The organism is Mesorhizobium amorphae CCNWGS0123 (genome assembly GCF_001686985.1).
GTDB classification, from domain to species: Bacteria; Pseudomonadota; Alphaproteobacteria; order Rhizobiales; family Rhizobiaceae; genus Mesorhizobium; species Mesorhizobium amorphae.
This window is the reverse complement of record NZ_CP015318.1, coordinates 4,671,024-4,694,624: the sequence shown is the minus strand read 5'-3', so window position 1 is coordinate 4,694,624 and position 23,601 is coordinate 4,671,024. Positions and strand designations below refer to the sequence as shown.

Below are 23,601 nucleotides of genomic sequence, written 5' to 3'. Positions count from 1 at the left end.
AGGCGGCCCAACTTTTTCCCTACTGCCTACTGCCTAATCCCTGAGGATACTGCCAATGCTCGGACGCCTGAACCATGTCGCGCTTGCCGTGCCGGATCTGGCCGCGGCGACGGCGGCCTATCGCGACACGCTCGGCGCTCGGGTGAGTGCGCCGCAGGCGCTGCCGGAGCATGGCGTGACGGTGGTGTTCGTCGATGTCGGCAACACCAAGATCGAATTGCTGGAGCCGCTGGGCGCGGGCTCGCCGATCGCGGCGTTCCTGGCGAAGAACCCGTCGGGCGGCATGCATCATGTGTGCTATGAAGTGGACGACATCCTGGCGGCGCGCGACAGTTTGCAGGCCAGCGGCGCGCGCGTGCTTGGCGACGGCAACCCAAAAACCGGCGCGCATGGCAAGCCGGTGCTGTTCCTGCATCCCAAGGACTTTTTCGGCACGCTGGTCGAATTGGAGCAATCATGAGCTGGGTTTCATTCGCCGCCCTGTTCTTCGCCACCTGGTGGGTGGTGCTGTTCGCCGTGCTGCCGTTCAGCGTGAAGACGCAGGACGACGACCATGATGTGACGCTGGGTACGGTTTCGAGCGCGCCGCGCGGGCCGCATATGCTGCGCGCCGTGATCAGAACGACGATCGCCACCGCGATCCTGATGGGTATTTTCTACGGCCTGACGAGAGGGCTGGGGCTCAGCCTCGACGAGGTTCCGCACATCATCCCGGAAGCCGCGCAAACGCCGTCACAATAGGCCTTGGACGACAGTTTCGTGACGGGCGGGTCGGGCATCGAGCCCGGTCAAGGGCAACCGGCCCGGGATTGTGAGCCGGCGCACTGACGCTACGTCATGCGATTTGAGAGCTGTTTGCGCTAAGCAGATGTTTGCACAAAAAAAATGCAAGGCACAAGGCCTTGCAATTTAAACGCGTCCGATCTGTTTCCGGTGTCCGGCGGCAGCGAGTAACCGCGCCTAGATCGCATCCTCCCAAGACTTTGACCGCGTAGGAGAGCAGATTTTTCTCTGCCCTCTCGGTTATCGGGGCACACTAGCCTAAGCCAGATGAAAATGTCACGAAGAATTTTGCCCGGAAACAGGCAATATCGTGCTGCACTGCACAATAGTGCGGCAGCCCTTGCTTGTAAATCGATCAACGCAGCCGGCGCAACATTGCCGCGGCCTGGAGCGCCGCGCATCTTTAGCCGCGCCAAGGGCGCTCCAACGCTTTCCATCTCCGCATCGCGTTTCCGAACCGCAAGGCCAGAGCGGTAAAAAAAATCGATTCCCGATTGCGGGCCGAGGCGGCAGGTCGGGTTTCCATTCCGTCATGAAATAGCTATGAAGCCGGGGCAAGCAGCCTGCGTTGCGCCGATTCCGGCGCGGCCATCCTCTCTCACGGACCAGTCCATGCGTTTGTCGCGCTATTTCCTGCCTATTCTCAAAGAAAATCCGCGCGAGGCCGAGATCGTCTCGCACCGGCTGATGCTGCGCGCCGGCATGATCCGCCAGCAGGGGCAAGGCAGCTTTTCCTGGCTGCCGCTCGGCAAGCGGGTGCTGGACAAGGTCTGCCGGATCATCCGCGAGGAACAGGACCGGGCAGGGGCGCTGGAAATCCTGATGCCGACCATCCAGTCGGCGGAGCTGTGGCGCGAAAGCGGCCGCTATGACGACTACGGCAAGGAGATGCTGCGAATCAAGGACCGGCAGGAGCGCGACATGCTCTACGGCCCGACCAACGAGGAGATGGTCACCGAGATTTTTCGCGCCTATGTCAAGTCCTACAAGGATCTGCCGCTCAACCTCTACCACATCCAGTGGAAGTTCCGCGACGAGGTGCGGCCGCGCTTCGGCGTCATGCGGTCGCGCGAGTTCCTGATGAAGGACGCCTATTCCTTCGACCTCAACTATGAGGGCGCCAAGGCTGCCTATAACAGGATGTTCGTGTCCTATCTCCGGACGTTCACGCGCATGGGCCTGCAGGCGATCCCGATGCGCGCCGACACCGGCCCGATCGGCGGCGATCTCAGCCATGAATTCATCATCCTGGCGGATACCGGCGAGAGCCAGGTCTACTGCCATCGCGACTATCTTTCGCTGGATGTGCCGGGCGCGAACACCGACTTTTCGAACGACGCCGAGATCGCCGACATCGTCAAGACGTGGACGACGCCCTACGCCGCCACCGACGAGATGCATGACGAGACGGCCTGGGAAAAGGTTGGCGAGGGCGACAGGCTCTCGGCGCGCGGCATCGAGGTCGGCCATATCTTCCATTTCGGCGACAAATATTCGAAGCCGATGGGCGCCAAGGTGACGGGGCCGGACGGCAAGGATCATTTCGCTTCCGGCGGCTCCTACGGCATCGGGCCCTCGCGCCTGGTCGCGGCGATCATCGAAGCCAGCCATGACGACAACGGCATCATCTGGCCGGAAGCGGTGGCGCCGTTCGATATCGGCCTCATCAACATGAAGGTTGGCGACGCCGATTGCGACCGAGTCAGCGGCGAACTCTATGCAGCGCTCACCGCTGCCGGCAAGGACGTGCTCTACGACGACACCGACCAGCGGCCGGGGGGCAAGTTCGCCACCGCCGATTTGATCGGCCTGCCGTGGCAGGTGATCGTCGGACCGCGCGGCGTGGCCGCCGGCGAGGTCGAGATCAAGAATCGCAGGACCGGCGAGCGCGAGACGCTGCCAATCGCCGAGGCGAGAAAGCGCTTGGGTATCGCCGCATGAGCGAAACGGCTGCAGCCAAGGCCCCGGCCGCCGGCGCCTTTTCGGTGTTCGAGCGCATGGTGGCGTGGCGCTATCTGCGCTCACGGCGCAAGGAGACGGTGATCTCGGTCATCGCCTCGATCTCTTTCCTCGGCATCATGCTTGGTGTCGCGACCTTGATCGTCGTCATGGCCGTGATGAACGGGTTCAGAGCCGAACTTTTGACGCGCATCCTTGGCGTCAACGGCCATCTGATCGTGCAGCCGCTGGACTCACCGCTTGAGGACTATGCGCAGGTCGCCGGCCGCATCAACGGTGTGCCCGGCATCAAATACGCCATTCCGCTGATCGACGGGCAGGTTCTGGCGCAAGGCAATGTCGGCGGCGGCACCGGGGCGCTGGTGCGCGGCATACGCGGTGAGGACCTGGGCAAGATCTCGATCGTGGCAGGCAACATCAGGCAGGGCACGCTTGACGGCTTCGACGGCGGCGAGGGCGTGGCCATCGGCAAGCGCATGGCCGAAAACCTCGGCCTTGTGCTCGGCGACACCATCACGCTGATCTCGCCCGACGGCGACGTGACGCCGCTGGGTACGACACCGCGCATGAAGGGCTACAAGATCGCGGCGATCTTCGAAGTCGGCATGTCGGAATATGACAGCTCCATCGTCTACATGCCGTTTTCCGAAGCGCAGCTCTATTTCAACTTGGACGGACGGGCGCAGACGATCGAGATCTATGTCGACAATCCCGATGATGTCGATGCACTGAAGCCGCTGGTCGAGCAGGCGGCGCAGCGGCCGATCGACATCGTCGACTGGCGCCAGCGCAACGAGACGTTCTTCTCGGCGCTCCAGGTCGAGCGCAACGTCATGTTCATGATCCTGACGCTGATCGTGCTGGTGGCGGCGCTCAACATCATTTCCGGCCTGATCATGCTGGTGAAGGACAAGGGTCACGACATCGCCATCCTGCGCACGATGGGGGCTTCGCGCGGCGCCATCCTGCGCATCTTCCTGATGACGGGGGCGGCGATCGGTGTCACCGGCACCATTGCCGGCGTGCTGCTCGGCATCGTCATCTGCACCAACATCGAATCGATCCGCCAGTTCTTCTCCTGGATGACCGGCAGGATCCTGTTCAACCCCGAACTCTATTTCCTCAGCCAGCTGCCGGCGAAGATGGATCTGCGCGAGACGACTTATGTCGTCATCATGGCGCTCGTGCTCTCCTTCCTGGCAACGGTGTTTCCGGCATGGCGGGCAGCACGGCTCGATCCGGTCGAAGCCTTGAGGTACGAATGAAGGCCGAGATTCTTATCGAGCTGAAGAGCGTCGAGCGGCACTATGTCCAGGGACCGCGCAAGCTCACCATCCTCAATGGCGCCGATTTTTCGCTGAAGCGCGGCGAGATGGTGGCGCTGGTTGCGCCGTCGGGCACCGGCAAGTCGACATTGCTGCACACGGCCGGGCTGCTGGAGCGGCCCGACGCCGGCGACGTGATCCTCGCGGGCCGCGCCTGCGGCCGGCTGTCCGACGAGGACCGCACGGCGATCCGCCGCAACGATGTCGGCTTCGTCTATCAGTTCCATCATTTGCTGCCGGAGTTTTCCGCCTTGGAGAACATCATGATGCCACAGCTGATCAAGGGGCTGTCGCGCAAGGAGGCCGCCGAGCGGGCGGCGCAGCTACTCGACTACATGCAGATCGGCAAGCGCGCGCAGCACCGGCCGTCGGAACTCTCCGGCGGCGAACAGCAGCGCGTCGCCATCGCGCGCGCCGTCGCCAATGCGCCGCTGGTGCTTCTGGCCGACGAGCCGACCGGCAATCTCGACCCGGTCACCGCCTCCTATGTGTTCGAGGCGCTGGAAGCGCTGGTCCGGCAATCTGGCCTGGCGGCGCTGATCGCCACCCACAACCACCAGCTGGCCTCGCGCATGGACCGGCGGGTGACGCTTGCCGAGGGCAAGGTCGTCCCACTTTAGGGCACGTCGAGATTCGGGTGAGGCCGGCCTGCGAAAGGCGGCTTCCTGCGCTTCCGGTACTCACGTACTTTAAGTACGCTCCGTTCCGGTTCTCGGAATCCACCATTCTCGACTCGGCCTGACCCGAATCTCGACGTGCCCTGGCTCATCGCCAAAGCTGTTGGTTAGCGGAACAGCCGGTCATTCTGGCCGTCAACCTTTCCTTAACCGTGCCGATCTGATCGCCGGAGATTCCATCGCCGGCCCGGATTCCGATCGTTGACATTCGAACAAAAATAGAACAAAATACGAACATACTAACAACTGGAGAGAGTTATGACCGATCTTGTTCAGGATGTTGTGTCGCTCGTGTGCATGAGCACGTTTCTGATTTCCATGGCGATCTGGATCGGAGCCATGTGAGGAGGGGGCTAAAGATGTGCGCCAACGCTGACGCCCCCTCTCCCCGTTCTCCACGGGGAGAGGGTAAGGGTGAGGGGCAGCGCATGCGTGGACCGGAAATCGAGACAACGAAGCGGGCAAGACGCTTGCGCCAGTCGGACAACGACGCCGAAAGCGCACTTTAGCTCGAACTGCGCGGCCGCAGACTGAACGGCCACAAATTCGTGCGGCAGTTTCCGATAGGCAGTTACTTTGCCGATTTTGCCTGCAGGGAATGGGCGCGGCTGACGTGAGCCGCTAATCCAGAACGGTTCAACGTTTGATAGAATCGTTGAACCGCTACGCACTTTTCCTGGAACTGCTCCAGGGAAAACTTCAGCCGGCCTTGCGGGCCGCTTCGACGCCCAAGGTCGTGGCCGGGCCGAACACCTCCTCGAAGGCGGACTTCAGCGCCAGGTCGAGGTCGGCAATCGTGACGGGAAGGCCGAGGTCGACCAGGCTGGTGACGCCGTGATCCGAAACGCCGCAGGGCACGATGCCGCTGAAATGGCCGAGCTCCGGCTCGACATTGATGGCGATGCCGTGAAAGCTTACCCAGCGCCGCAGCCTGATGCCTATTGCCGCGATCTTGTCCTCGGCCGGCGAGCCGTCGGCAAACGGCGGACGGTCCGGCCGCACCACCCAGACGCCGACGCGATCCTCGCGCCGTTCGCCGCGCACGTTGAAGGCGGCGAGCGTGCCGATGATCCACTGCTCGAGCGCCGCGACGAAGGCGCGGACATCCTCGCGCCGGCGCTTCAGGTCGAGCATCACATAGGCGACCCGCTGGCCGGGGCCGTGATAGGTGTATTCGCCGCCGCGCCCGGCGGCAAAGACCGGAAAGCGGCCGGGCTCGATCAGATCCTCGATGCGGGCGCTGGTGCCGGCCGTGTAGAGCGGCGGATGCTCGACCAGCCAGACCATCTCGCCGGCGGCACCACTGCGGATCGCATCGGCCCGCGCCTCCATGAAAGCGAGCGCGTCGGGATAGGCGGTGAGGCCAGGTTCGACGCGCCATTCGACCGGCGCGGAGCCGGGCAAAGGCAGGAACGACGTGGCGATCTGGCTGCGTTCTGTCATGGTCTGTCTCGTCTGAGGCGTGCCTGATGAGACTGCGCTGCAGAAGTTTCCTGTGCCTGTCGCATTGCCAAAACCGCTCGGCGCTCAGGGGCGATATGCATCAGCCCCTCATATGGCTGCAATCGGCCGAAACGTCCAGTTCCCCGCATTTGCCGGGGCTGTGGAGCATTGCACCGATCCGCGGCGATTATTCCGCGCCGCGCACTTGTTTCGCCGGAAACGATTTGCTACAGGCCCCGAGCCGGTTCGTTCCGGCTCCTACCACGTGCGGTCGTGGCGGAATTGGTAGACGCGCAGCGTTGAGGTCGCTGTGGGGCAACCCGTGGAAGTTCGAGTCTTCTCGACCGCACCAGAACATCCCTGACAATTCGCTTCTGGCAAGCTTGCGGGATCGGAGCTGCAAAGCTCACAGTTGGCATGCCAGGGCGCCATGCCGCCGCCTGCCTTTTCCGAGGATCGAAACGAAAGCGGCGCGCCACATGGGCGCGTTACCGTTTTCGCTTTTGCAGGCGCCCGCAGGACAGTGTGCCCTTGGGGATCGCGCAGCCTTCTTCGTCCGCGCCAGCGTGTCCGCGCGGTGGACGATGAGCCTCGAACGATGACGCGAGGTGGCGTTGGCAGCTCGACGAAAACCGGGCCTATCCTGTCCACCCAAGGCCAGCCGAGATACAATTGATCGATACGAGCAGGGCGTCGGTCGCCCGCTTTCGATCCGCCGTGACGGTATTTGCCCGAACTTCACGCAGCAGCTCGACCTGCAGCCGGTGAATGTCGTCCATCTGTCGCCGCAGATTGTCGAAACGTCGCTTGAACATCGGGAAGCGCGCGGAAAGATCGCCTCCCGTGAGGTCACCAATCAGGCGTCGCGTCAACTCGTATTCGGCGGCGATGCGGGCATAGATGCGTCGGGCCGCATCGCTGTCGGCCACCAGGCCGGCGTAAAGCCGCGCGATCTCCATGTCGGACTGGTAAAGTGTCTTCTCGGCCTCGTCGACGATCAGGCGGAAGAAGCGCGAGTGCTCGAACATGCGGGCCAGAAGTTCGCGCCCGGCCTCGCCGCGCACCGCGACGAATGCGCTGAGTGCGCTGCCGATACCATACCAGCCGGTCAACAGATGACGGTTCTGGCTCCAGGCGAACACCCATGGAATGGCGCGCAGGTCGGCAATGCCGCTGGCGCCGAAACGGCGATCCGGCCTTGATCCCATTTTCAGGAGCGCCAGTTCCGCGACCGGGCTCGCCTGGTTGAAATAATCGAGGAAGCCGGGCTCGGCCATCAGCCTGGCATAGGATGCCTGCGACATGCCTGCCAGCGCTTCCAGCGCTTCGTCGAACTCCGGCGTTTCCTTCGGCTCGACATCAGCGGGCGATCCGACACTGTGGGCCAGCACGCCGGCGGCGAGAACCTCGAGCTGGTGGAGGCCGGTGCCGCGATTGGCGAATTTCGACGATACGACCTCGCCCTGCTCCGTCACCCGCATGGTTCTGGCGACGGTGCCTTGCGGCTGTGCCGCGATCGCCCGGCCGGTCGGCGCACCGCCACGGCTGACGGAGCCGCCGCGGCCGTGAAAGAAACTGATCCTGACCTTGTGCTTGCGCCCGACCGCAGCGAGGCGCTTTTGCGCTTTTGCCAGTTCCCAATTGGAAGCCAGGAAACCGCCGTCCTTGTTGGAATCCGAATAGCCAAGCATGATTTCCTGGCGCGCGCCGAAATCCCGCACCGTGCGCCTCACGAGCGAAACGCCGAGCAATCCATTCAGGATGCCGGGGGCGGCCTGCAGATCGGCGATGGTCTCGAACAATGGCACGATCCGCAGCCCGATTGTGCCGCCGCCATCGGGCGCGGTTGAAAGTCCGCAATACTGCGCCAGCAGATAGACCGCCAGCAGATCGTCGGCCGAGCGCGTCATGCTGAGAACGAAAGAGCCGACAGCGTCGGCATCCGCGCTCGAGATATGCTCGCGGATGACGGAGAATGTCGAAAGCAGTTCACCCGCTTCAGGCGACAGCCGCTCTGGGTCGATCTCCAGCCGCTCCCCGTGGCTGAGGGCGGCGCGGATGCGCTCCGACCATTGCGGTGTGCCGGCTGGGACCGGATGGGCGGGGTTGGTCAGCGCGAACAGCTCGGCCAGCACCCTGTTGACGACCGTGGAGTTCTGCCGGATATCGAGCGAGATCGTACGGAAGCCGAAGCTTCCGACTTGCCAAAGCAGAGGCTGGACGAAACGCCTGGCTACCGCGCGCCCGCCGATCGCTTCGAGAACGCAAGACAGTCCGTTCAGATCAGCGCGAAACGCGTCCGCCGAGAGATACGCCGCTGCACCGCCGTCTCGCGTGGCCACCAGCCGGGCAAGCAAGGCCGACGCGAACTGGCGAAGCGGTTCGTCGGGGTTGCGGGCGGCGATCACGTGCGCCTCGCCGCTTTTATCAAGCGCCGTTTGCAGCACCGGCTTGAAGCTGGCCGGCAGGTCAATGACGTTCGAGCTGGCGCTGAGCACCGTCACCAGCCTCTGCATCTGCGTCAGATACCAGCCTATGGCGGTATTGCGGTATTCGGCCATGGCGTGAGCCGTGACTGCGGCCGTCACATTTGGATTGCCATCACGGTCGCCGCCGATCCACGACGCGTAGCGCATGAAGGCGGGAATTCTGACCGGCTCTCCCGGATAGTGACGCTCGAAGGCGCCTTGAAGCTTGCCATACAGCTGCGGCGTTGCCTCGAAGATGACTTCGCGAAAGAAATGCAGGCCCCAGGCGATCTCGCGTTCGACCGTCGGGCGTTCCAGTCGCAGCTCGCCCGTCATCCACAGAAGCTCGATCTCGCTTTCCAGATCGGCGACCAACAGGTCGCGTTCGCGCGGCGCCCAGCGCGGCTGGTCGAGCTCGGTCAGCTTGCGATAGATACGGCGGTGGATCTCCAGCACCGTGACGCGTTTGGCCTCCGTCGGGTGCGCGGTCATGGTCGGGCCGACGCAAAGCTCGTCGAGCGCTGCCTGGACTTTCTCCGCCGAGTGGCCGTTCGCTGCCATCTGCGCGATCACGCTGGCGAAGGATCCGGGCACTTCGTCGACACCCGCGCCTTGTTCGAGTTCGCGACGCGCCCGCATGGCAAGCAACTCGTCGGCAATCGTCAGCAACTGGAACCATACGCCGCTCGCCTGCAGCGCCGGGATGCGCTGCTCCGCGGCGAGGGAGACAAGCGACCTGCGTCCGCTCAGAACGGCGGCGATCTCGGGCTCGCGCGCGCTTGCGACCTGAAGCAGCAAGCGCAACAAAAGGCTGCGCTCGTCCTCACGAAATTTGATGCGTCTGCTCTGCTCCAAAGCCGCTTCCTCCTCCGCATCGATTGCCGCTGTAGCCGACCCTCAATCGAGAGCGCCGGCTGTCAGGCACATTTTGCGCAATGCGGCCTTCGCCGGTCGGCCGTCACGCCGCCTTCCTGGTCCGCGCCAGCGTGTCGGCCACGACCTCGCCGAAGGAGGCGGGGGTCGGCACGATGACGACGCCGGCTTCCTTCAGGATTTCGACCTTTTCCTGCGCCGACTCGCCGAAGGCGGAGATGATCGCGCCGGCGTGGCCCATGCGGCGGCCCTTCGGCGCCGAAAGCCCTGCAATGTAGGCGATCAGCGGCTTGCGCATGTTGTCGCGCGCCCAGATCGCGGCTTCGGCTTCCTGCGGGCCGCCGATCTCGCCGATCATCACCACGGCGTCGGTGTCCTCGTCGCGCTCGAAAAGCTGCAGGATGTCCTTGAAGGACGAGCCGTTGATGGGATCGCCGCCAATGCCGACGCTGGTCGACACGCCGATGCCGAGCGCCTTCATCTGCGAGGCCGCCTCGTAGCCAAGCGTGCCCGAGCGGCCGACAATGCCGACGCGGCCGGGGAGGTAGATGCTGCCCGGCATGATGCCCATCAGCGCCTGTCCGGGCGTGATCACGCCGGCGCAGTTCGGTCCGACGAGGCGCATGCGGTCCTCGAAGCGGTAGCGGCGCATGTAGCGCTTGACCTGCATCATGTCCTGCGAGGGGATGCCGTCGGTGATGCAGACGCAGAGCTTTATCCCGGCGTCCGCCGCTTCCATGATGGAGTCGGCGGCAAAGGGCGGCGGCACGAAGACGATGCTGGCCTCGGCGCGGGTCTCGCGCACGGCGCCCTTGACGGTGTTGAAGATGGGCAGGCCGAGATGGGTCTGGCCGCCTTTGCCGGGGGTGACGCCGCCGACCACCTTGGTGCCGTAGCGCTTCATGTCCTCGGCGTGGAAGCTGCCGATCTTGCCGGTGAAGCCCTGGACGATGACGCGTGTGCTGCGATTGAGCAGGATTGCCATTTTTTCGACCTCCCTCAGGCTGCTTTTTTCTTCTTGGCGGCCGCGCGCCAGGCGGCGACGGCCTTTTCGGCGGCTTCGGCCAGCGTCTCGGCGACGATCACCGCCTCGCCGGAATCGGCCAGGATCTTGCGTCCTTCCTCGACCTTGGTGCCGGAGAGCCGCACCACCAGCGGCACGTCGACACCGACCTCGCGGATCGCCTTGATGACGCCTTCGGCGACCCAGTCGCAGCGGTTGATGCCGGCGAAGATGTTGACCAGGATGGTCTCGACATTCTTGTCGCCGAGCACGGCGCGGAAGGATTTTGCTACCCGCTCGGGCGAGGCGCCGCCGCCGATGTCGAGGAAGTTGGCCGGCTCGCCGCCGGCGATCTTGATCATGTCCATCGTCGCCATGGCGAGACCGGCGCCGTTGATAATGCAGCCGATATTGCCTTCGAGGCCGACATAGGAAAGGCCGCGGTCGCTGGCGAAGGTCTCGCGCGGGTCTTCCTGGCTCTTGTCGCGCAGCTCTGAGATCTCGGGTCGGCGGAACAGCGCATTCTCGTCGAACGACATTTTCGCGTCGAGCGCGACGAGGCTGCCGTCGCGGGTCACCACCAGTGGATTGATCTCCAGCATCGAGGCGTCGTAGTCGCGGAACACCTGGTAGCAGCCGAGGATTGTTTCGGTCGTCTTGCCGATCAGATTGCTCTCAAGCCCGAGGCCGAAGGCGATCTCGCGCGCCTGGAATCCCTGCATGCCGACACCGGGATCGACCGTGGCGCGGATGATCGAATCCGGCTTCTTTTCGGAAATATCCTCGATCTCCATGCCGCCGGCGGCCGACGCCACGATCATGACGCGCTCTTCCTTACGGTCGAGCACGAAGCCGAGATAGAGCTCCTGCGCGATGTCGACGGCCTCCTCGAGATAGAGGCGCGATATCAGCTTGCCGCGCGGGCCGGTCTGCTGGGTCACCAGCTTTCTGCCCAGCATTGCCTCGGCGGCGTTGGAGATATCCTCGTCGTTGGCGCAGAGCTTGATGCCGCCGGCCTTACCACGCGCGCCGGAATGAACCTGCGCCTTCAGCACCCATTTCGAACCGCCGATCTCCCTGGCACGGTAGGTCGCCTGCTCGGGGCTGTAGGCGAGGCCGCCGCGCGGGACATGGACCCCGTGGCGGGCGAGCAGTTCCTTGGCCTGATATTCGTGAATGTCCATTTTGTCCTCCCTGAACGGTCAATGCGTGGCGACGCGCGACTGGCTGGCGCGTTCAATCGCTTCGTTGACCACCAAAACATTGCGCGCCATGCGCTCCGACGCAGCGTCGATCATCTTGCCGTCGAGGGCGGCCGCTCCCTTGCCCGCTGCCTCGGCCTCCTTCAGCACTTCGAGGATGCGCCTGGCGCGCGTGACCTCCTTTTCCGGAGGCGAGAAGACGTCGTTGGCGAGCGCGATCTGCGAGGGGTGGATCGCCCATTTGCCCTCTATGCCAAGTGCGGCGGCGCGCCTTGCGCCGGCGATGTAGCCCTCCGGATCGGAGAAATCGCCGAACGGCCCGTCAATGGCGCGCAGGCCGTAGGCGCGGCAGGCGACCGTCATTCGCGACAGGGCAAAATGCCATTGGTCGCCGGGATAGTCGGGGTTCAGCCCGCCAATGTTGACGGTGCGCGCCTTGCAGCTGGCCGCATAGTCGGCGACGCCGAAATGCATCGCCTCCAGCCGGCCTGGCGTGGCGGCGATCGCCTCGACATTGGCCATGCCGAGCGCGGTTTCGATCAGCGCTTCGAGGCCGACGCGGGTTTTGAAACCCTTGGCCATCTCGATCTGGTTGACCATGGCCTCGACCATGTAGAGGTCGGCCGGAACGCCGACCTTCGGCACCAGAATCGTATCCAGCCTGTCGCCGGCCTGTTCCATCACGTCGACCACGTCGCGGTACATGTAATGGGTATCGAGGCCGTTGATGCGCACCGAGACGGTCTTGCCCTTGGCGCGCCAGTCGATGTCGTTGAGGGCCTGGATGATGTTCTTGCGGGCGCGTTCCTTGTCGGGCGGCGCGACGGCATCCTCGATGTCGAGGAAGACGAAGTCGGCGGCGCTGTTCGCCGCCTTGTCGATCATTTCCGGGCTGGAACCGGGAACCGCCAGTTCGCTGCGCTGCAGCCTCAGTTTCTTCAGGTGGTTGATGGTGTGGCTCATGTCGCGCTCCAGGATCAGGCGGCTTCGGCGATGACGGGCTGCTGCGAACGGCGGAAATGCGCGATCGCGGCACCGACGCCGGAACCCGGCGCCAGCTTGACGCCGCAGTCGAGCAGCGCCAGTTCGGCGGCGGACAGCGAGGCCAGCACCATGACCTCGTTCAGCCAGCCGAGATGGCCGATGCGGAAGACCTTGCCGAATACCTTGTTGAGGCCGCCGCCGAGCGAGGTCTGGTACTTCTGGTAGGCATGTTTGACGACGTCGCCGCTGTCGATGCCTTCCGGCACGAGGATGGCGCTGACCGTGTCGGAGTGCCATTTCGGCGCCTTGGCGCAAAGCTTCAGGCCCCAGGCGTCGACCGCCTTGCGCACGCCTTCGGCCAAGCGATGATGGCGGGCGAAGATGTTGCCCAGCCCTTCGTCGGCGATCAGGTCGAGCGAGGCGCGCAGGCCGCGCAGCAGCTGCGTCGCCGGCGTGTAGGGGAAATAGCCGGCGTCATTGGCGCGGATCATGTCCTCGAAGGAGAAGAAGCAGCGCCGGTGGGTAGCCGTCCTCGAGGCGACCAGCGCCTTCTTGCTGACCGACAGGAAGCCGAGACCGGCAGGCAGCATGAAGCCTTTCTGCGAGCCGCTGACGGCGCAGTCGACGCCCCATTCCTCCTGGCGGAAATCGATCGAGCCGATCGACGACACGCCGTCGACGAAGAGCAGCGCCGGGTGGTTTGCGTCGTCGAGTATGGCGCGGCAGCCGGCGACGTCACTGGTGACGCCGGTGGCGGTCTCGTTCTGCGTGCAGAAGATCGCCTTGATGCGGTGCGCCTTGTCGGCCTTCAGCCTTTCCGCGTAGAGCTCGAGCGGCACGCCGGTTCCCCATTCGCAGTCGATCACATCGACCTCGAAGCCGAGGCGTTCGGCCATGTCGACCCACAGATGCGAGAACTGGCCGAAGCGCGACATCAGCACGCGGTCGCCGGGGCTGAGCACATTGGTCATCGCCGCTTCCCAGGCGCCGGTGCCGGACGAGGGGTAGATGAAGGCGCGGCCGGTTTCGTTCTTGAAGACTTTCTTGATGTCTTCGAACAGCGGCAAAGTGAGATCGGGGAACGAAGCGGCGCGCATGTCCTCCATCGGAAGGTTCATCGCTTGCCGGACCTGTTCGGGGATGTTGGTTGGCCCCGGAATGAAAAGATGGGTGAAGCCGGCCATGCTGCGAACTCTCCTCTGATCCAGCAAAACTGATGAGGGGAGTCTCGTTTTTACGGCGGGCGGCAACAACACCTTGCCGGGTAAGATCTCGCCGCGTGCGGGTGGGACAAGCCTACCCGATCGGCCTACCCGGTCGGCCTACCCGAATTGCCCTGACTGCGGCGCTTCTCGCTCGAATAGAGCGCGACGGCCATCGCCCGGTTGCGGACGTCGAGCTTGTCGTAGAGATTCTTGAGGTGGTACTTCACCGTGTTCTCGGAAATCCCCGTCCGCGTTGCGATCTGCAGGTTGGTCCAACCGTCGGAAAGCACCGCCAGCAGTTCGCGTTCGCGAACCGTGAGCTGCGACAGCGGCGTGTCGTTGACCTTGTTGATGTCGATATAGGGGATGCAGATACGGCCATGCGCGACCGCCAGGATCGTCTCGAAGATGATCGGAGGGTCGTCGAACTGGAAGCAATAGCCATGCGCGCCGAGCCGCACGCATTGCTTGAGGATGCCGATATCATGGTCGTTGGAAAACACCGTGATCCGCACGTCGAGCCTGCGGCTCTGGATCTCGGCCAGGACGTCGGCGCCGTCCATGTCGGCGAGCTTCCAGCCGATGACGGCGACGTCGAATTGCGGCTCTGCCGCCAGGTCCAGCAGCTGCTTGCCGCTTTGCATGGAGCCGAGAAACTCGAAGCGCCCGTCGCACTCCAGCATTTCGCGCAGCGCCGATACGACGAGCGGATTGCGTTCGGCGACGATCACGCGGACGCGCCGCTCGCCGATTGCCTCACTCGTTCTCTGCGGCTTGATCTTCAAGGGCTTCCGGTTGCTCTGGGCCAATTTGCGGGTGTGGCGGGTTCCGTTGCGTCTCCGGATCCCGCGACGGCAATTCTGCCCCAACGGCAAATGGGTGCTCTTTCCCTAGCGACATGCATTGTCGCGCCGCTTGAACCCGGTTTTGCGTCTGGGCAGGCTATCGACGACGGCCTGGCGCTGCAGAAAATGGTCGATTTCGTCGGGGCTTCCCTGACCGCTCAGTAACGCAAATGTAAGGTCGGCACGCTATTGCTCACTTGGTCACGCATGTTCAATTTCGGCAGATCAGCATGTCCTTATCTTCTGAAGTCTCGGACTACAGTCCGGCCGGCAAATGGTCGGTGAGGCTGGCCTTCTTCATCGGCACATACGTGCTGATCTCATTTTTCTTGAGTCCGGCGACTTTTCTCACCCTCGGCCTGATCTACGTCGACAAGTTCGCTCGTGCGGTCCCGATATTGCTGGTTGGCAGCGCCGCCGTCGCAGGACTGCTTTATGGCCGGGACGCGCCGACGAAATATGCAATCAACTGGGTCCGGACACGGTGGTGGAACTGCCTGCCGGTGCTGCTGTTCTTTCTCGCCGGCGTGACGGCGTTCTCCAACTTCAAGATCCTGATTCCGACGGTCCTTCCGTTTTATGCCGACACATGGTTTGCCGATCTGGACGAGTGGATACACCGGGCAGCGCCGTGGGAATTGGCGCATCGCCTCGACAATGGGCTTTGGGCGTTCTTCATCTTCAATATCTATGAGGTGGTGTGGTTCGCGCAGTGGTTCGGCACGATCCTGCTGGTGGGCATGTGGTCGAACCCGATCGCACGCATCCGCTATCTTTGGGCGGTGGCCCTGACCATCTCGATCGTCGGCACCTTGCTTGCGCTCCTGCTGTCGTCGGCCGGTCCCATCTACTATGATCACTTCGTCGGCGGCGATCGCTTCGGCGGTTTGAAGGTCGCCCTGTCCAGCCTGGAGTCCAGCGTCGTCGTGCGTGAATATGCCGACTATCTCTTGATGCTCTATACGACCGGCAACACAGGCCTGGGGGGCGGCATTTCGGCCATGCCCAGCCTGCATGTGGCGCTTGTCGTGCTGAATGCCTTTTTCCTGTCGTCCCTGAACCGTTGGGCTGGCGCTGTCGGCTGGATCTTCGCGGGTCTGATCCTGTACGGGTCGGTGTATACCGGATGGCACTACGCCGTTGACGGCTATGTCGCCATCGCCGTGGTGTCGGTGATCTGGTGGGCGACCGGGCGCCTCGTGCGCGAATAGTGAGCGCGGCATTGCCGACCTCGAAACGCTGGCCACGCGGGGCAGGGCGCGTTTCGCTTGATATTCCCATGCGTTAGAGCAAAAGCTTCTCAAGCCGAATCGCGCTGCCGCCCTATCTTGCGTCCGAGCATCGGATTTTCCCAAAACCGGTTTCCCCTTTGGGTCCAATGCTCTAGACCTGACAGGCACCCTTTCCGGAATCGTGGTGGCGGGAGGCGCTGGTGGAAGGCCAGGACGAACAGGAAATCCGGTCCGCCGAGGGCGCCGATATCTATGGCGAGGACGGCGCCGTCCAGTCGTCGTTCCTGGCGCATGTCGGCGCGGCGATCGCCGATCGCGACACGCTGACGCTGAAGCGCGAAGTCGGCGACCTGCACCAGTCGGAACTCGGCGATCTGCTCGAAGCGCTTCATCCCGAGCAGCGTCGCGCGCTGGTCGAGCTGTTGGGCGCCGACTTCGACTTTTCCGCGCTGACCGAAGTCGATGAAGCGATCCGCCTCGACATCGTCGACAATCTGCCCAACGCACAGATCGCGCAGGCGGTGCAGGAGCTCGATTCCGACGACGCCGTCTACATTCTGGAAGACCTCGACCAGGAGGACCAGGACGAGATCCTGTCGCAGCTGCCGTTCACCGAGCGGATCAGGCTGCGCCGCTCGCTGGACTATCCGGAAGAGACGGCCGGCCGCCGCATGCAGACGGAGTTCGTCGCGGTGCCGCCGTTCTGGACGATCGGCCAGACCATCGACTACATGCGCGAGGACAAGAACCTTCCCGATCGCTTCAGCCAGATCTTCGTCATCGATCCGAGCTTCAAGCTGCTTGGCGCCATCGATCTCGACCAGATCCTGCGCACCAAGCGGGCGGTGAAGGTCGAGGAGGTCATGCATGAGACGAGGCATGCCATCCCGGCCACCATGGACCAGGAAGAGGCGGCGCGGGAATTCGAGCAATACGACCTTCTCTCCGCCGCCGTCGTCGACGAGAACGAGCGGCTGGTCGGCGTGCTGACCATCGACGACGTGGTCGACGTCATCCAGCAGGAGGCCGAGGAGGACCTCTTGCGTATGGGCGGCGTCGGCGACGAGGAATTGTCGGATACCGTCGCCGCGACATCGCGCTCGCGCGTGCCCTGGCTGCTGGTCAATCTTGGCACCGCCTTCATCTCGGCCTCGGTGATCAGCATGTTCGGTGCGACGATCGAGGAAATGGTGGCACTTGCCGCGCTGATGCCGATCGTCGCCTCGCTGGGCGGCAATGCCGGCACGCAGACGATGACGGTGACCGTGCGCGCGCTCGCCACACGCGACCTTGATATCTACAATGCCGGCCGCGTCATTCGCCGCGAGGTCATGGTCGGCATGCTGAATGGCATGGTCATTGCGACGATCCTCGGACTGGTCGCCGGCCTCTGGTTCCACAATCCCGATCTCGGTCTCGTCATCGCGGCGGCCATGATCCTCAACATGCTGGCCGCGGCACTCGGCGGCATCCTCATCCCGCTGTTCCTCGACAAGCTTGGCGCCGATCCAGCGATTTCGTCATCGATCTTCACGACGATGATTACCGACGTCATCGGCTTCCTCGCCTTCCTCAGCCTTGCCACATGGTGGTTGCATCTGGGCGCGGGAACCAGCTAGGGCGTCTCAATTGACTTTTACGTAAATGCCGTGCGAGGCTCGCGCGGGGTTTATGCCGATTCCAGCATGGAACGATCGGCATGGCAGGCGGCTGCGCATGGCGGGCGTCCTGGCCATCCAGTATTGGGAGCGAGAATGCGGGAATATTATTCGATCACCGAACTGACCCGCGAATTCGATGTGTCGACGCGGACGCTGCGCTTTTACGAGGACGAGGGCCTGGTCCAGCCGGTGCGGCGCGGACGCACCCGGCTGTTTCGTCCGTCCGACCGGCATCTGATCCGCCAGATCATGCGCGGCAAGCGGCTCGGCTTCTCGATCAACGAGATCCGCGAAATCATCCAGATGTACAAGGAGCCGCCCGGCGAGGTCGGCCAGCTCAAGCTGATGATCAAGCGCATCGAGGAAAAGCGCGAGGATCTGAGGCAGAAGCGCCGCGACCTCGAGGAGACGCTGGCCGAACTCGACCAGGCCGAAGAGTCCTGCGTCGAGCGGCTGGTGGAGCTCGGCGTCAACACCTGAACGCGGCCGTTTTGATTATTCTACTCCAGCGCCCTTGGTGAGCCCTGAGCTCAAATCCAGCGCCGCACGCGTTTGGCGTAGTCGCGGTATTTCTTGCCGAATTTTGCCGCCAGTATCTTTTCCTCCTTTTCGATCGCCAGCTTCTGCGTCGCAAAGGCGGCGATGAAGGCGAACAGCAGGAACCAGACGATCCCAGTGATAAAGGCGACGCCGATCAAAAGCAGCGTGTTGGCGAGATACATCGGGTTGCGGCTGACCGAGAAGGGGCCGGAGGTGACCAGATGGTCCGGCACGGCGTTCGGATTGAATGTGGTCTTTGCCCGCAGCATGACGCGGATGGCGGTGAACCACAGCGCGGCGACGCCGAACAAAGCCACCCAGCCGGCGGCGAAGAGGATCTCGCCCAGCAGATCGCCGATCCACGGCAGCGGATAGAGCAGGCCGAGCACAACGCTGATGATGATTGCCGCGACATAGATCAGCGGCGGCCATGGGATGAGCCCGGGTTTCGGGGTGACGTCGGTCATTGTTGGCCTCCCTCCATCGTGCTTTCGGCTACGGCCGTGCAGGTTTTGCCCAGTTCGATAAGGTGCGCTTGCAGTGCCTCCTGCGTCGGGTACTGAGTTTTCTCACCTTTCAGGGTGTCGATCATACATGTGCAATAATTCGAGCAGAGCTTGGCATCATTCGTCTGCTCGCAGACGGCTTGGCACTGCCTAAGCTCAGCTTCGCCTGGCCAAACCTGAGAGTACAGTGACACGGCACCGTACAGCAGCGGCTGGTGGATCAGATAGAAGGCGAGGCTGTGCCGGCCGATGAAGACCAGCGGGTTCGACCAGCGGCCGGGTGCAAGGTCGGCCAGCCGGGCAAGCAAGCCGGACGTTGAAGCGAGCTTCGCCGCGGCTATGCCCAAAAGTACGGCGCCGAACCAGGGGAACAGCGGCACATAGTCGTTGGAGCGCGGATTGGTGGCCGACAGGCCGACCCACCACAGCGCCGGATGGTCGAAGAATTCTGACCGCAGATAGAATGGCGCCGCAATGACGAGCGCCGCAACGACGATCGTCAGCAGCGCCGGCAGCCGCAGAAAGGCAAGGCCGAGCAGGCTGGCCAGCGCGATCTCATGCAGGATGCCGAAGAAGATGACGCCGCCCGGCGTAACGAAGTGGGTGACAGCCGATATGGCGAGCGCCGCCGCGGCGACCATGGCGAAACGCTTCCAGAAGCCCGGCCAGCGGATTTGCCTGCCATGGGCGAGGAACAGGCTGACGCCGACCAGGAACAGGAAGGTCGAGGCGATGCAGCGCGCATAGATCTTCCACCAGCCGAAGGCGGTGAGGCCGGGATCGGTATAGCCGAAATTCTCGAGATCCCAGGTGAAATGGTAGCTCGCCATGGCCAGCAGGGCGATGCCGCGCACTATGTCGATGGTTGTGATGCGCCTCGGCTTCGACGGGTCCTGAACGGGTTCTGCCGGCGTTTGAAGGCTCATCGTCTCGCATTCCGATTCACTGGTGCCAAACGACTATCACGGTTGCACAGGGCAACAGAAGGCGGGCCGCCGCCGCTTCCGCGTCAATCTCCCGTTTGACGTCTTCCTTCCGGTGCGAAGCCGCATCGGAATTCGCTTTAGGCCAGTGGCGGAAAGCCTTTGGCCGGTTTCGCTTTTCGGCTTGAGCGGGTCGATTTCCTGCTACCGGCTAGTCACTGGTCCGGCCAGATTTGACCGGCGATTCCACGGCCGGAGGGTCAATGTCCACCCATGTGCGCCACCCGATCTGGCTTCCGGCTCTCAGGCCGGCGGATGCGCGCACCTTCGCCTCGCTTTATGCGGTCGAGTCCTTCGCGCGCGCCACGATTTCCAGCGTCATCCCGATCCAGGCCTACGAGATCCTGCACAACGAGCAGATCGTCTCGATCCTCTACACCATCGTGGCGCTGCTCGGGCTGTCGGTGACCTTGTTCATGCCGATGCTGATCCGACGCTTTGCCCGGCGCTGGGTCTACACCGCCGGCGCCTGCCTGCTCGCCATAGGCTCGCTGTTCTTCGTCACGCATACGCTGACCGGGCAGCTCATCGGCATGCTCTGCCGCGTCATGGGCGCCAGCGCGCTGTCGATCACGCTCAACCTCTACATCATGGACCACATCCGCAAGTCCGACTTCATGCAGGCGGAATCGTTGCGCATGGCGTGGTCGATGTTCGCCTGGACCGGTGGACCGACGCTGGGAATCTTCCTCTACACCAGCTTCGGCATCTATGCCGCGCATGGCGCGGTCGCGATCTTTGCCCTGGCGCTGCTCGTGCTGTTCTGGACCTACCGGCTCGGCGACAACCCGTCGATCCGCCCCGGCAAGAGCCGACCGGCCAACCCGCTTGCCAATATCGGTCGCTTCGTCGCGCAACCCAGGCTGAGGCTTGCCTGGCTGATCGCCTTCGGCCGCTCCTGCTTCTGGACGACGTTCTTCGTCTACGGGCCGCTGTTCATGGTGATCACAGGCGAGGGCGAACTCGCCGGTGGCCTGCTGGTGTCGGCCGGCAATGCGCTTCTGTTCACGGCGATCTTCTGGGGCAGGGCCGGCAAGCGCTTCGGCGGCCGACGGACGATGACATTTGCCTATTTCGCCATGTCGGCCACGCTTCTGGCGGCGGGTGCGGTGGGCGAAACCGTGCCGCTGCTCACCGGCGCCTTCCTGCTGTGCGGGGCCTTCTTCGCCATTGCGCTCGACGCACTCGGCTCGACCGCCTTCATGCGTTCGGTCAGGTTCTACGAGAGGGCGCAGATGGCGGCGGTCTACCGCACCTATCTCGACTTCTCCGAGCTGACGCCGCCGCTGGTCTATTCGGTGGTGCTGGCGTTTTTCGGTCTGGGCTCGGTCTTTGCCACGCTCGGGTTACTTGCCGCTGCCTGCGGGTTCGTCACCTGGCGCTATCTGCCCAAATCGCTTTGATGTTCAGGCCTTGGGTGAGACTGCGCTGTGACGCTCGCGCACCCACTCGTGAAAACGGTGCAGGTCATACTCCTCGGGCATCAGCACGCCGGCCTCGTGGCGCAGCGAGCGCAGACCCTTCTGGTTGACCTCGCAAATCGCGGCGTCTTCCTCCAGCACCTGCCGGCCGAAGGCGACGATGTTGTCGATGTCGGCCTGGGGCGCCGCCAGCGCCTCGGCCGGAAACAGCCATTCGGCGGTGAGTTCGGTCTGCTCCGGGCCAAGCGGCACCAGCCGCACTGTGCGGACATAGTCGACATGGCCGACGATGAACATCGACGGCAGGCTGGTGGCGTAGGTCTGCCCGGCGGCGCGTTCGGCCGACGTCAGGCCGGCAAAAACCGGACCATGCGCCTGCCCGTCGCGCGACCAGGTTTCGGCGCCGGCGCGCAGGCCGCCGGAAAATTCCGGTGCATCATTGTCGGCGTGAAGGGCCCATTCGGGGTCGTCGTGCCTGCCCATCAGGCCGCGGCCATAGATCGGCACCAGCCGCGACAGGTCCTTGTGGACGCCGGGGCAGTGCAGGCATTCGTTGAAGTTCTCCCAGAAGATCTTCCAGTTGCAATTCATGACCTTGCGCAGCACATGGCCGCTGGCCAATGTCTCAAGCGGCCAGTTGGCAAGGTTGCCGGACGCGGGATCGAAGGAGGTTTCCGCCGAGCCGCCGGCATCTTCGGCCAGATTGACGAAGACGAAACCGCGCCATACCGACAGCGCCACGCGGTAGAGCGGATGATCGGCCTTGTCGAAGCCCTCGGGCAGCGACTTCGACGGCACGCGCACCAGATCGCCGCGCAGCGAATAGGACCAGGCATGGTAGGGGCAAGTGATCAGTCGTGCCTTCAGCCGGCCCTCGCTCTCCTGGCAAAGCTGCGAACCACGGTGACGGCAGGTGTTGTGAAAGGCACGCAATTCGCCGGTGTCGTCGCGCAGCACGACGATCTCCTGAGTGCCGACACGAAAGGTCCTGAATGCCAGCGGCTGGCCAAGGTCGGCCTCGCGGCAGACCAGCAGCCAGCTTTTGTACCAGATGGCGTCGAGGTCGCGCTGGTAGGCATCGGCGTCCCAATAGGCCGGCGACGGCAGCGTCGGCTCAAGCCGCGTCAGGCCATTGTAGAGGTCGCGTTCGCTCTGATCGGGTTGCATGGCTGGCTCCCTGGATGGAGCAGCCGACACCCGGCCGGGACCTTTGTCAATTGGCGCGCGCCGCCGCCATTGTGGCTCGCGATCGCGAACTTTATGGTCGATTCATCCTCTCCGGTATTCCGCCGGTCGCCCAGGTCGCAAGTCATGTCCGCAAGAACAATGTCGCTCACCGAGGAGTTGGTCGCCCGTTGTTTTCGCGCGGTCGAGGACACCGGACCGGACCCGGACGCGGCGCATCTGGACGACAGCGACTATGAGGCGATGGTGGACGCGCTGGAGGCAAAGCTGCCTGCGACGGAACCACTGTGGCTGTTCGGCTACGGGTCGCTGATCTGGAAGCCCGAAATCGATCATGTCGAGGAGCGGGTGGCGGTGGCGCGCGGCTGGCACCGCTCCTTCTGCATGAAGATGACCCGCTGGCGCGGCACCAAGGACCAGCCCGGCCTGATGATGGCGCTGGATCGCGGCGGGCAATGCAAGGGCGTCGCCTTCCGGCTGGGCGATGGCGATCGGCGCCAGCAACTCGACAAGCTTTTGCGGCGCGAAGTGACGCTGAAGCCGACCAGCTACCATCCGCGCCTGCTCACGCTGGCGAGCGACAGCGGGCCGCTCAAGGGCCTGGCTTTCGTCATCAACCGCAAGGGCACTACCTATGCCGGGCCGCTCGACGAAGACGAGGTGGTCGAAAGGCTGGCGACGTGTTGCGGGCACTGGGGCTCCGGCGCCGACTATCTCTACAACACGGTGAAGAACCTCGAGCAGCGCGGCATTCACGACCGCCATCTGTGGCGGTTGCAGCATCTCGTGGCTGAGCGGATCGCTGCATTGCGGGGGTAGAGCCATGCGCCGCTTTCACGATGGCCGGTGGCGGAATTTGGTTTGCCGGGCGCGGCGATTCTCCGTATAGTCACAAACTGTCGTCGGTTCCGTTTGGAGCCAAGAGGGAATGCGGTGCGGGCAAAAAAACGCCCAATGCCGTGGCTGCCCCCGCAACTGTGTGCGGTAGTCCTCTCCATAAGCCACTGAAGATTTTCTTCGGGAAGGTGGGGAAGGGCGCTGATCCGCGAGCCAGGAGACCTGCCGGCGACAGGAACTGACTTCTGTGCCCTCGGGTGGAGGGCGAAAGGACAAGACATGAATACCGCTTCGGTCTCTCTCGGCGCTTCCGTCTCCTCGCAGTCGCGCTTCACGCAGCTCGTGCTGAGCGCGTTTCTGGGCATTTTCGTCATCGGCGTTGTCGGCTTCTCGCATATCGAAGCGGTCCACAATGCCGCGCACGACTATCGCCATTCGATGGCGTTTCCCTGCCACTGACGAGGGTCTG

Annotated in this window: 21 protein-coding genes, 1 tRNA gene, 1 pseudogene and 1 riboswitch; of the genes and pseudogenes, 13 read left to right on the top strand and 10 right to left on the bottom strand. The window is 63.6% G+C overall.

Annotation, left to right across the window (positions count from 1 at the left end; genetic code table 11):
- The first annotated feature begins 55 nt into the window (after positions 1-55).
- The 6 genes and pseudogenes from mce to A6B35_RS34640 form a co-directional block, all read left to right on the top strand.
- Positions 56-460, top strand: a complete 405-nt coding sequence (mce, locus tag A6B35_RS22190) for a methylmalonyl-CoA epimerase (RefSeq protein WP_006203230.1) — start codon at positions 56-58, stop codon at positions 458-460.
- Positions 457-741 carry a DUF1467 family protein gene (locus tag A6B35_RS22185; protein WP_006203229.1) on the top strand — a complete coding sequence of 95 codons (285 nt, stop codon included), beginning with the start codon at positions 457-459 and terminating at the stop codon, positions 739-741. Before mce ends, A6B35_RS22185 begins: the two co-directional genes overlap by 4 nt.
- Positions 742-1,395: 654 nt before the next feature.
- Positions 1,396-2,724 (top strand): proline--tRNA ligase, encoded by a 1,329-nt coding sequence (gene proS, locus A6B35_RS22180; RefSeq protein ID WP_006203228.1) that lies wholly within the window; start codon positions 1,396-1,398, stop codon positions 2,722-2,724.
- Entirely contained in the window at positions 2,721-4,007 is a 1,287-nt protein-coding gene (locus tag A6B35_RS22175; protein WP_006203227.1) for a lipoprotein-releasing ABC transporter permease subunit, read from the top strand. The genes proS and A6B35_RS22175 overlap by 4 nt, the downstream gene beginning before the upstream one ends.
- Positions 4,004-4,687 (top strand): ABC transporter ATP-binding protein, encoded by a 684-nt coding sequence (locus A6B35_RS22170; RefSeq protein ID WP_006203226.1) that lies wholly within the window; start codon positions 4,004-4,006, stop codon positions 4,685-4,687. Before A6B35_RS22175 ends, A6B35_RS22170 begins: the two co-directional genes overlap by 4 nt.
- Before the next feature lie 485 nt (positions 4,688-5,172).
- Positions 5,173-5,343 (top strand): annotated as a pseudogene (locus tag A6B35_RS34640) (DUF559 domain-containing protein); the annotation flags it as partial.
- 100 nt (positions 5,344-5,443) lie between these two features.
- On the opposite strand, the gene lipB reads toward A6B35_RS34640, so the two are convergent.
- On the bottom strand, positions 5,444-6,187 hold the full coding sequence (lipB, locus tag A6B35_RS22165) for a lipoyl(octanoyl) transferase LipB (protein WP_006203225.1): 744 nt from the start codon (positions 6,185-6,187) through the stop codon (positions 5,444-5,446).
- 267 nt (positions 6,188-6,454) lie between these two features.
- On the opposite strand from lipB, the gene A6B35_RS22160 reads away from it, so the two are divergent.
- Positions 6,455-6,539: transfer RNA gene (locus A6B35_RS22160), tRNA-Leu, on the top strand.
- 286 nt (positions 6,540-6,825) lie between these two features.
- Here the strand turns inward: A6B35_RS22160 and A6B35_RS22155 are convergent.
- The 6 genes from A6B35_RS22155 to A6B35_RS22130 form a co-directional block, all read right to left on the bottom strand.
- On the bottom strand, positions 6,826-9,510 hold the full coding sequence (locus A6B35_RS22155) for a phosphoenolpyruvate carboxylase (RefSeq protein ID WP_006203224.1): 2,685 nt from the start codon (positions 9,508-9,510) through the stop codon (positions 6,826-6,828).
- A 103-nt stretch (positions 9,511-9,613) separates the two neighbouring features.
- Positions 9,614-10,513 carry a succinate--CoA ligase subunit alpha gene (gene sucD / locus A6B35_RS22150; protein WP_040583069.1) on the bottom strand — a complete coding sequence of 300 codons (900 nt, stop codon included), beginning with the start codon at positions 10,511-10,513 and terminating at the stop codon, positions 9,614-9,616.
- 14 nt (positions 10,514-10,527) lie between these two features.
- Positions 10,528-11,715: a malate--CoA ligase subunit beta gene (locus A6B35_RS22145; RefSeq protein ID WP_065518253.1), complete on the bottom strand. Its 1,188-nt coding sequence runs from the start codon at positions 11,713-11,715 to the stop codon at positions 10,528-10,530.
- Positions 11,716-11,733: 18 nt separating this feature from the next.
- Positions 11,734-12,696 carry an HpcH/HpaI aldolase/citrate lyase family protein gene (locus tag A6B35_RS22140; protein ID WP_006203222.1) on the bottom strand — a complete coding sequence of 321 codons (963 nt, stop codon included), beginning with the start codon at positions 12,694-12,696 and terminating at the stop codon, positions 11,734-11,736.
- Between the two features lie 14 nt (positions 12,697-12,710).
- The gene (locus A6B35_RS22135; protein ID WP_006203221.1) at positions 12,711-13,901 is read right to left on the bottom strand and encodes an aminotransferase class V-fold PLP-dependent enzyme; all 1,191 of its coding nucleotides are present in this window, start codon (positions 13,899-13,901) and stop codon (positions 12,711-12,713) included.
- 125 nt (positions 13,902-14,026) lie between these two features.
- Positions 14,027-14,707, bottom strand: coding sequence for a LuxR C-terminal-related transcriptional regulator (locus tag A6B35_RS22130; protein WP_006203220.1), 681 nt, complete (start codon positions 14,705-14,707; stop codon positions 14,027-14,029).
- A 257-nt stretch (positions 14,708-14,964) separates the two neighbouring features.
- Between A6B35_RS22130 and A6B35_RS22125 the strand changes: the two genes are divergently transcribed.
- From A6B35_RS22125 to A6B35_RS22115, 3 genes are all read left to right on the top strand, one after another.
- Positions 14,965-15,978 (top strand): phosphatase PAP2 family protein, encoded by a 1,014-nt coding sequence (locus A6B35_RS22125; protein ID WP_139032225.1) that lies wholly within the window; start codon positions 14,965-14,967, stop codon positions 15,976-15,978.
- Positions 15,979-16,199: 221 nt separating this feature from the next.
- Complete coding sequence (mgtE, locus tag A6B35_RS22120) at positions 16,200-17,618, top strand: magnesium transporter (protein ID WP_006203217.1); 1,419 nt, start codon at positions 16,200-16,202, stop codon at positions 17,616-17,618.
- A 135-nt stretch (positions 17,619-17,753) separates the two neighbouring features.
- Positions 17,754-18,140: a MerR family transcriptional regulator gene (locus A6B35_RS22115; protein ID WP_006203215.1), complete on the top strand. Its 387-nt coding sequence runs from the start codon at positions 17,754-17,756 to the stop codon at positions 18,138-18,140.
- A gap of 50 nt (positions 18,141-18,190) precedes the next feature.
- Here A6B35_RS22115 and A6B35_RS22110 read toward each other — a convergent pair whose 3' ends face one another.
- Both A6B35_RS22110 and A6B35_RS22105 read right to left on the bottom strand, forming a co-directional pair.
- On the bottom strand, positions 18,191-18,667 hold the full coding sequence (locus A6B35_RS22110; RefSeq protein ID WP_006203214.1) for a methyltransferase family protein: 477 nt from the start codon (positions 18,665-18,667) through the stop codon (positions 18,191-18,193).
- A complete protein-coding gene (locus tag A6B35_RS22105) occupies positions 18,664-19,632 on the bottom strand; it encodes an acetyltransferase domain-containing protein (protein ID WP_006203212.1) in 969 nt (322 codons plus the stop codon). Before A6B35_RS22105 ends, A6B35_RS22110 begins: the two co-directional genes overlap by 4 nt.
- 260 nt (positions 19,633-19,892) lie before the next feature.
- On the opposite strand from A6B35_RS22105, the gene A6B35_RS22100 reads away from it, so the two are divergent.
- Positions 19,893-21,092 carry an MFS transporter gene (locus tag A6B35_RS22100; protein ID WP_006203211.1) on the top strand — a complete coding sequence of 400 codons (1,200 nt, stop codon included), beginning with the start codon at positions 19,893-19,895 and terminating at the stop codon, positions 21,090-21,092.
- Between the two features lie 3 nt (positions 21,093-21,095).
- On the opposite strand, the gene A6B35_RS22095 is transcribed toward A6B35_RS22100, so the two are convergent.
- Entirely contained in the window at positions 21,096-22,277 is a 1,182-nt protein-coding gene (locus A6B35_RS22095; RefSeq protein WP_006203210.1) for an aromatic ring-hydroxylating oxygenase subunit alpha, read from the bottom strand.
- A gap of 144 nt (positions 22,278-22,421) precedes the next feature.
- On the opposite strand from A6B35_RS22095, the gene A6B35_RS22090 reads away from it, so the two are divergent.
- On the top strand, positions 22,422-23,114 hold the full coding sequence (locus tag A6B35_RS22090) for a gamma-glutamylcyclotransferase (RefSeq protein WP_065518252.1): 693 nt from the start codon (positions 22,422-22,424) through the stop codon (positions 23,112-23,114).
- A 67-nt stretch (positions 23,115-23,181) separates the two neighbouring features.
- Positions 23,182-23,376: riboswitch (cobalamin riboswitch) on the top strand.
- Between the two features lie 35 nt (positions 23,377-23,411).
- Entirely contained in the window at positions 23,412-23,591 is a 180-nt protein-coding gene (locus A6B35_RS22085; protein ID WP_006203276.1) for a CbtB domain-containing protein, read from the top strand.
- Positions 23,592-23,601: the final 10 nt, after the last annotated feature.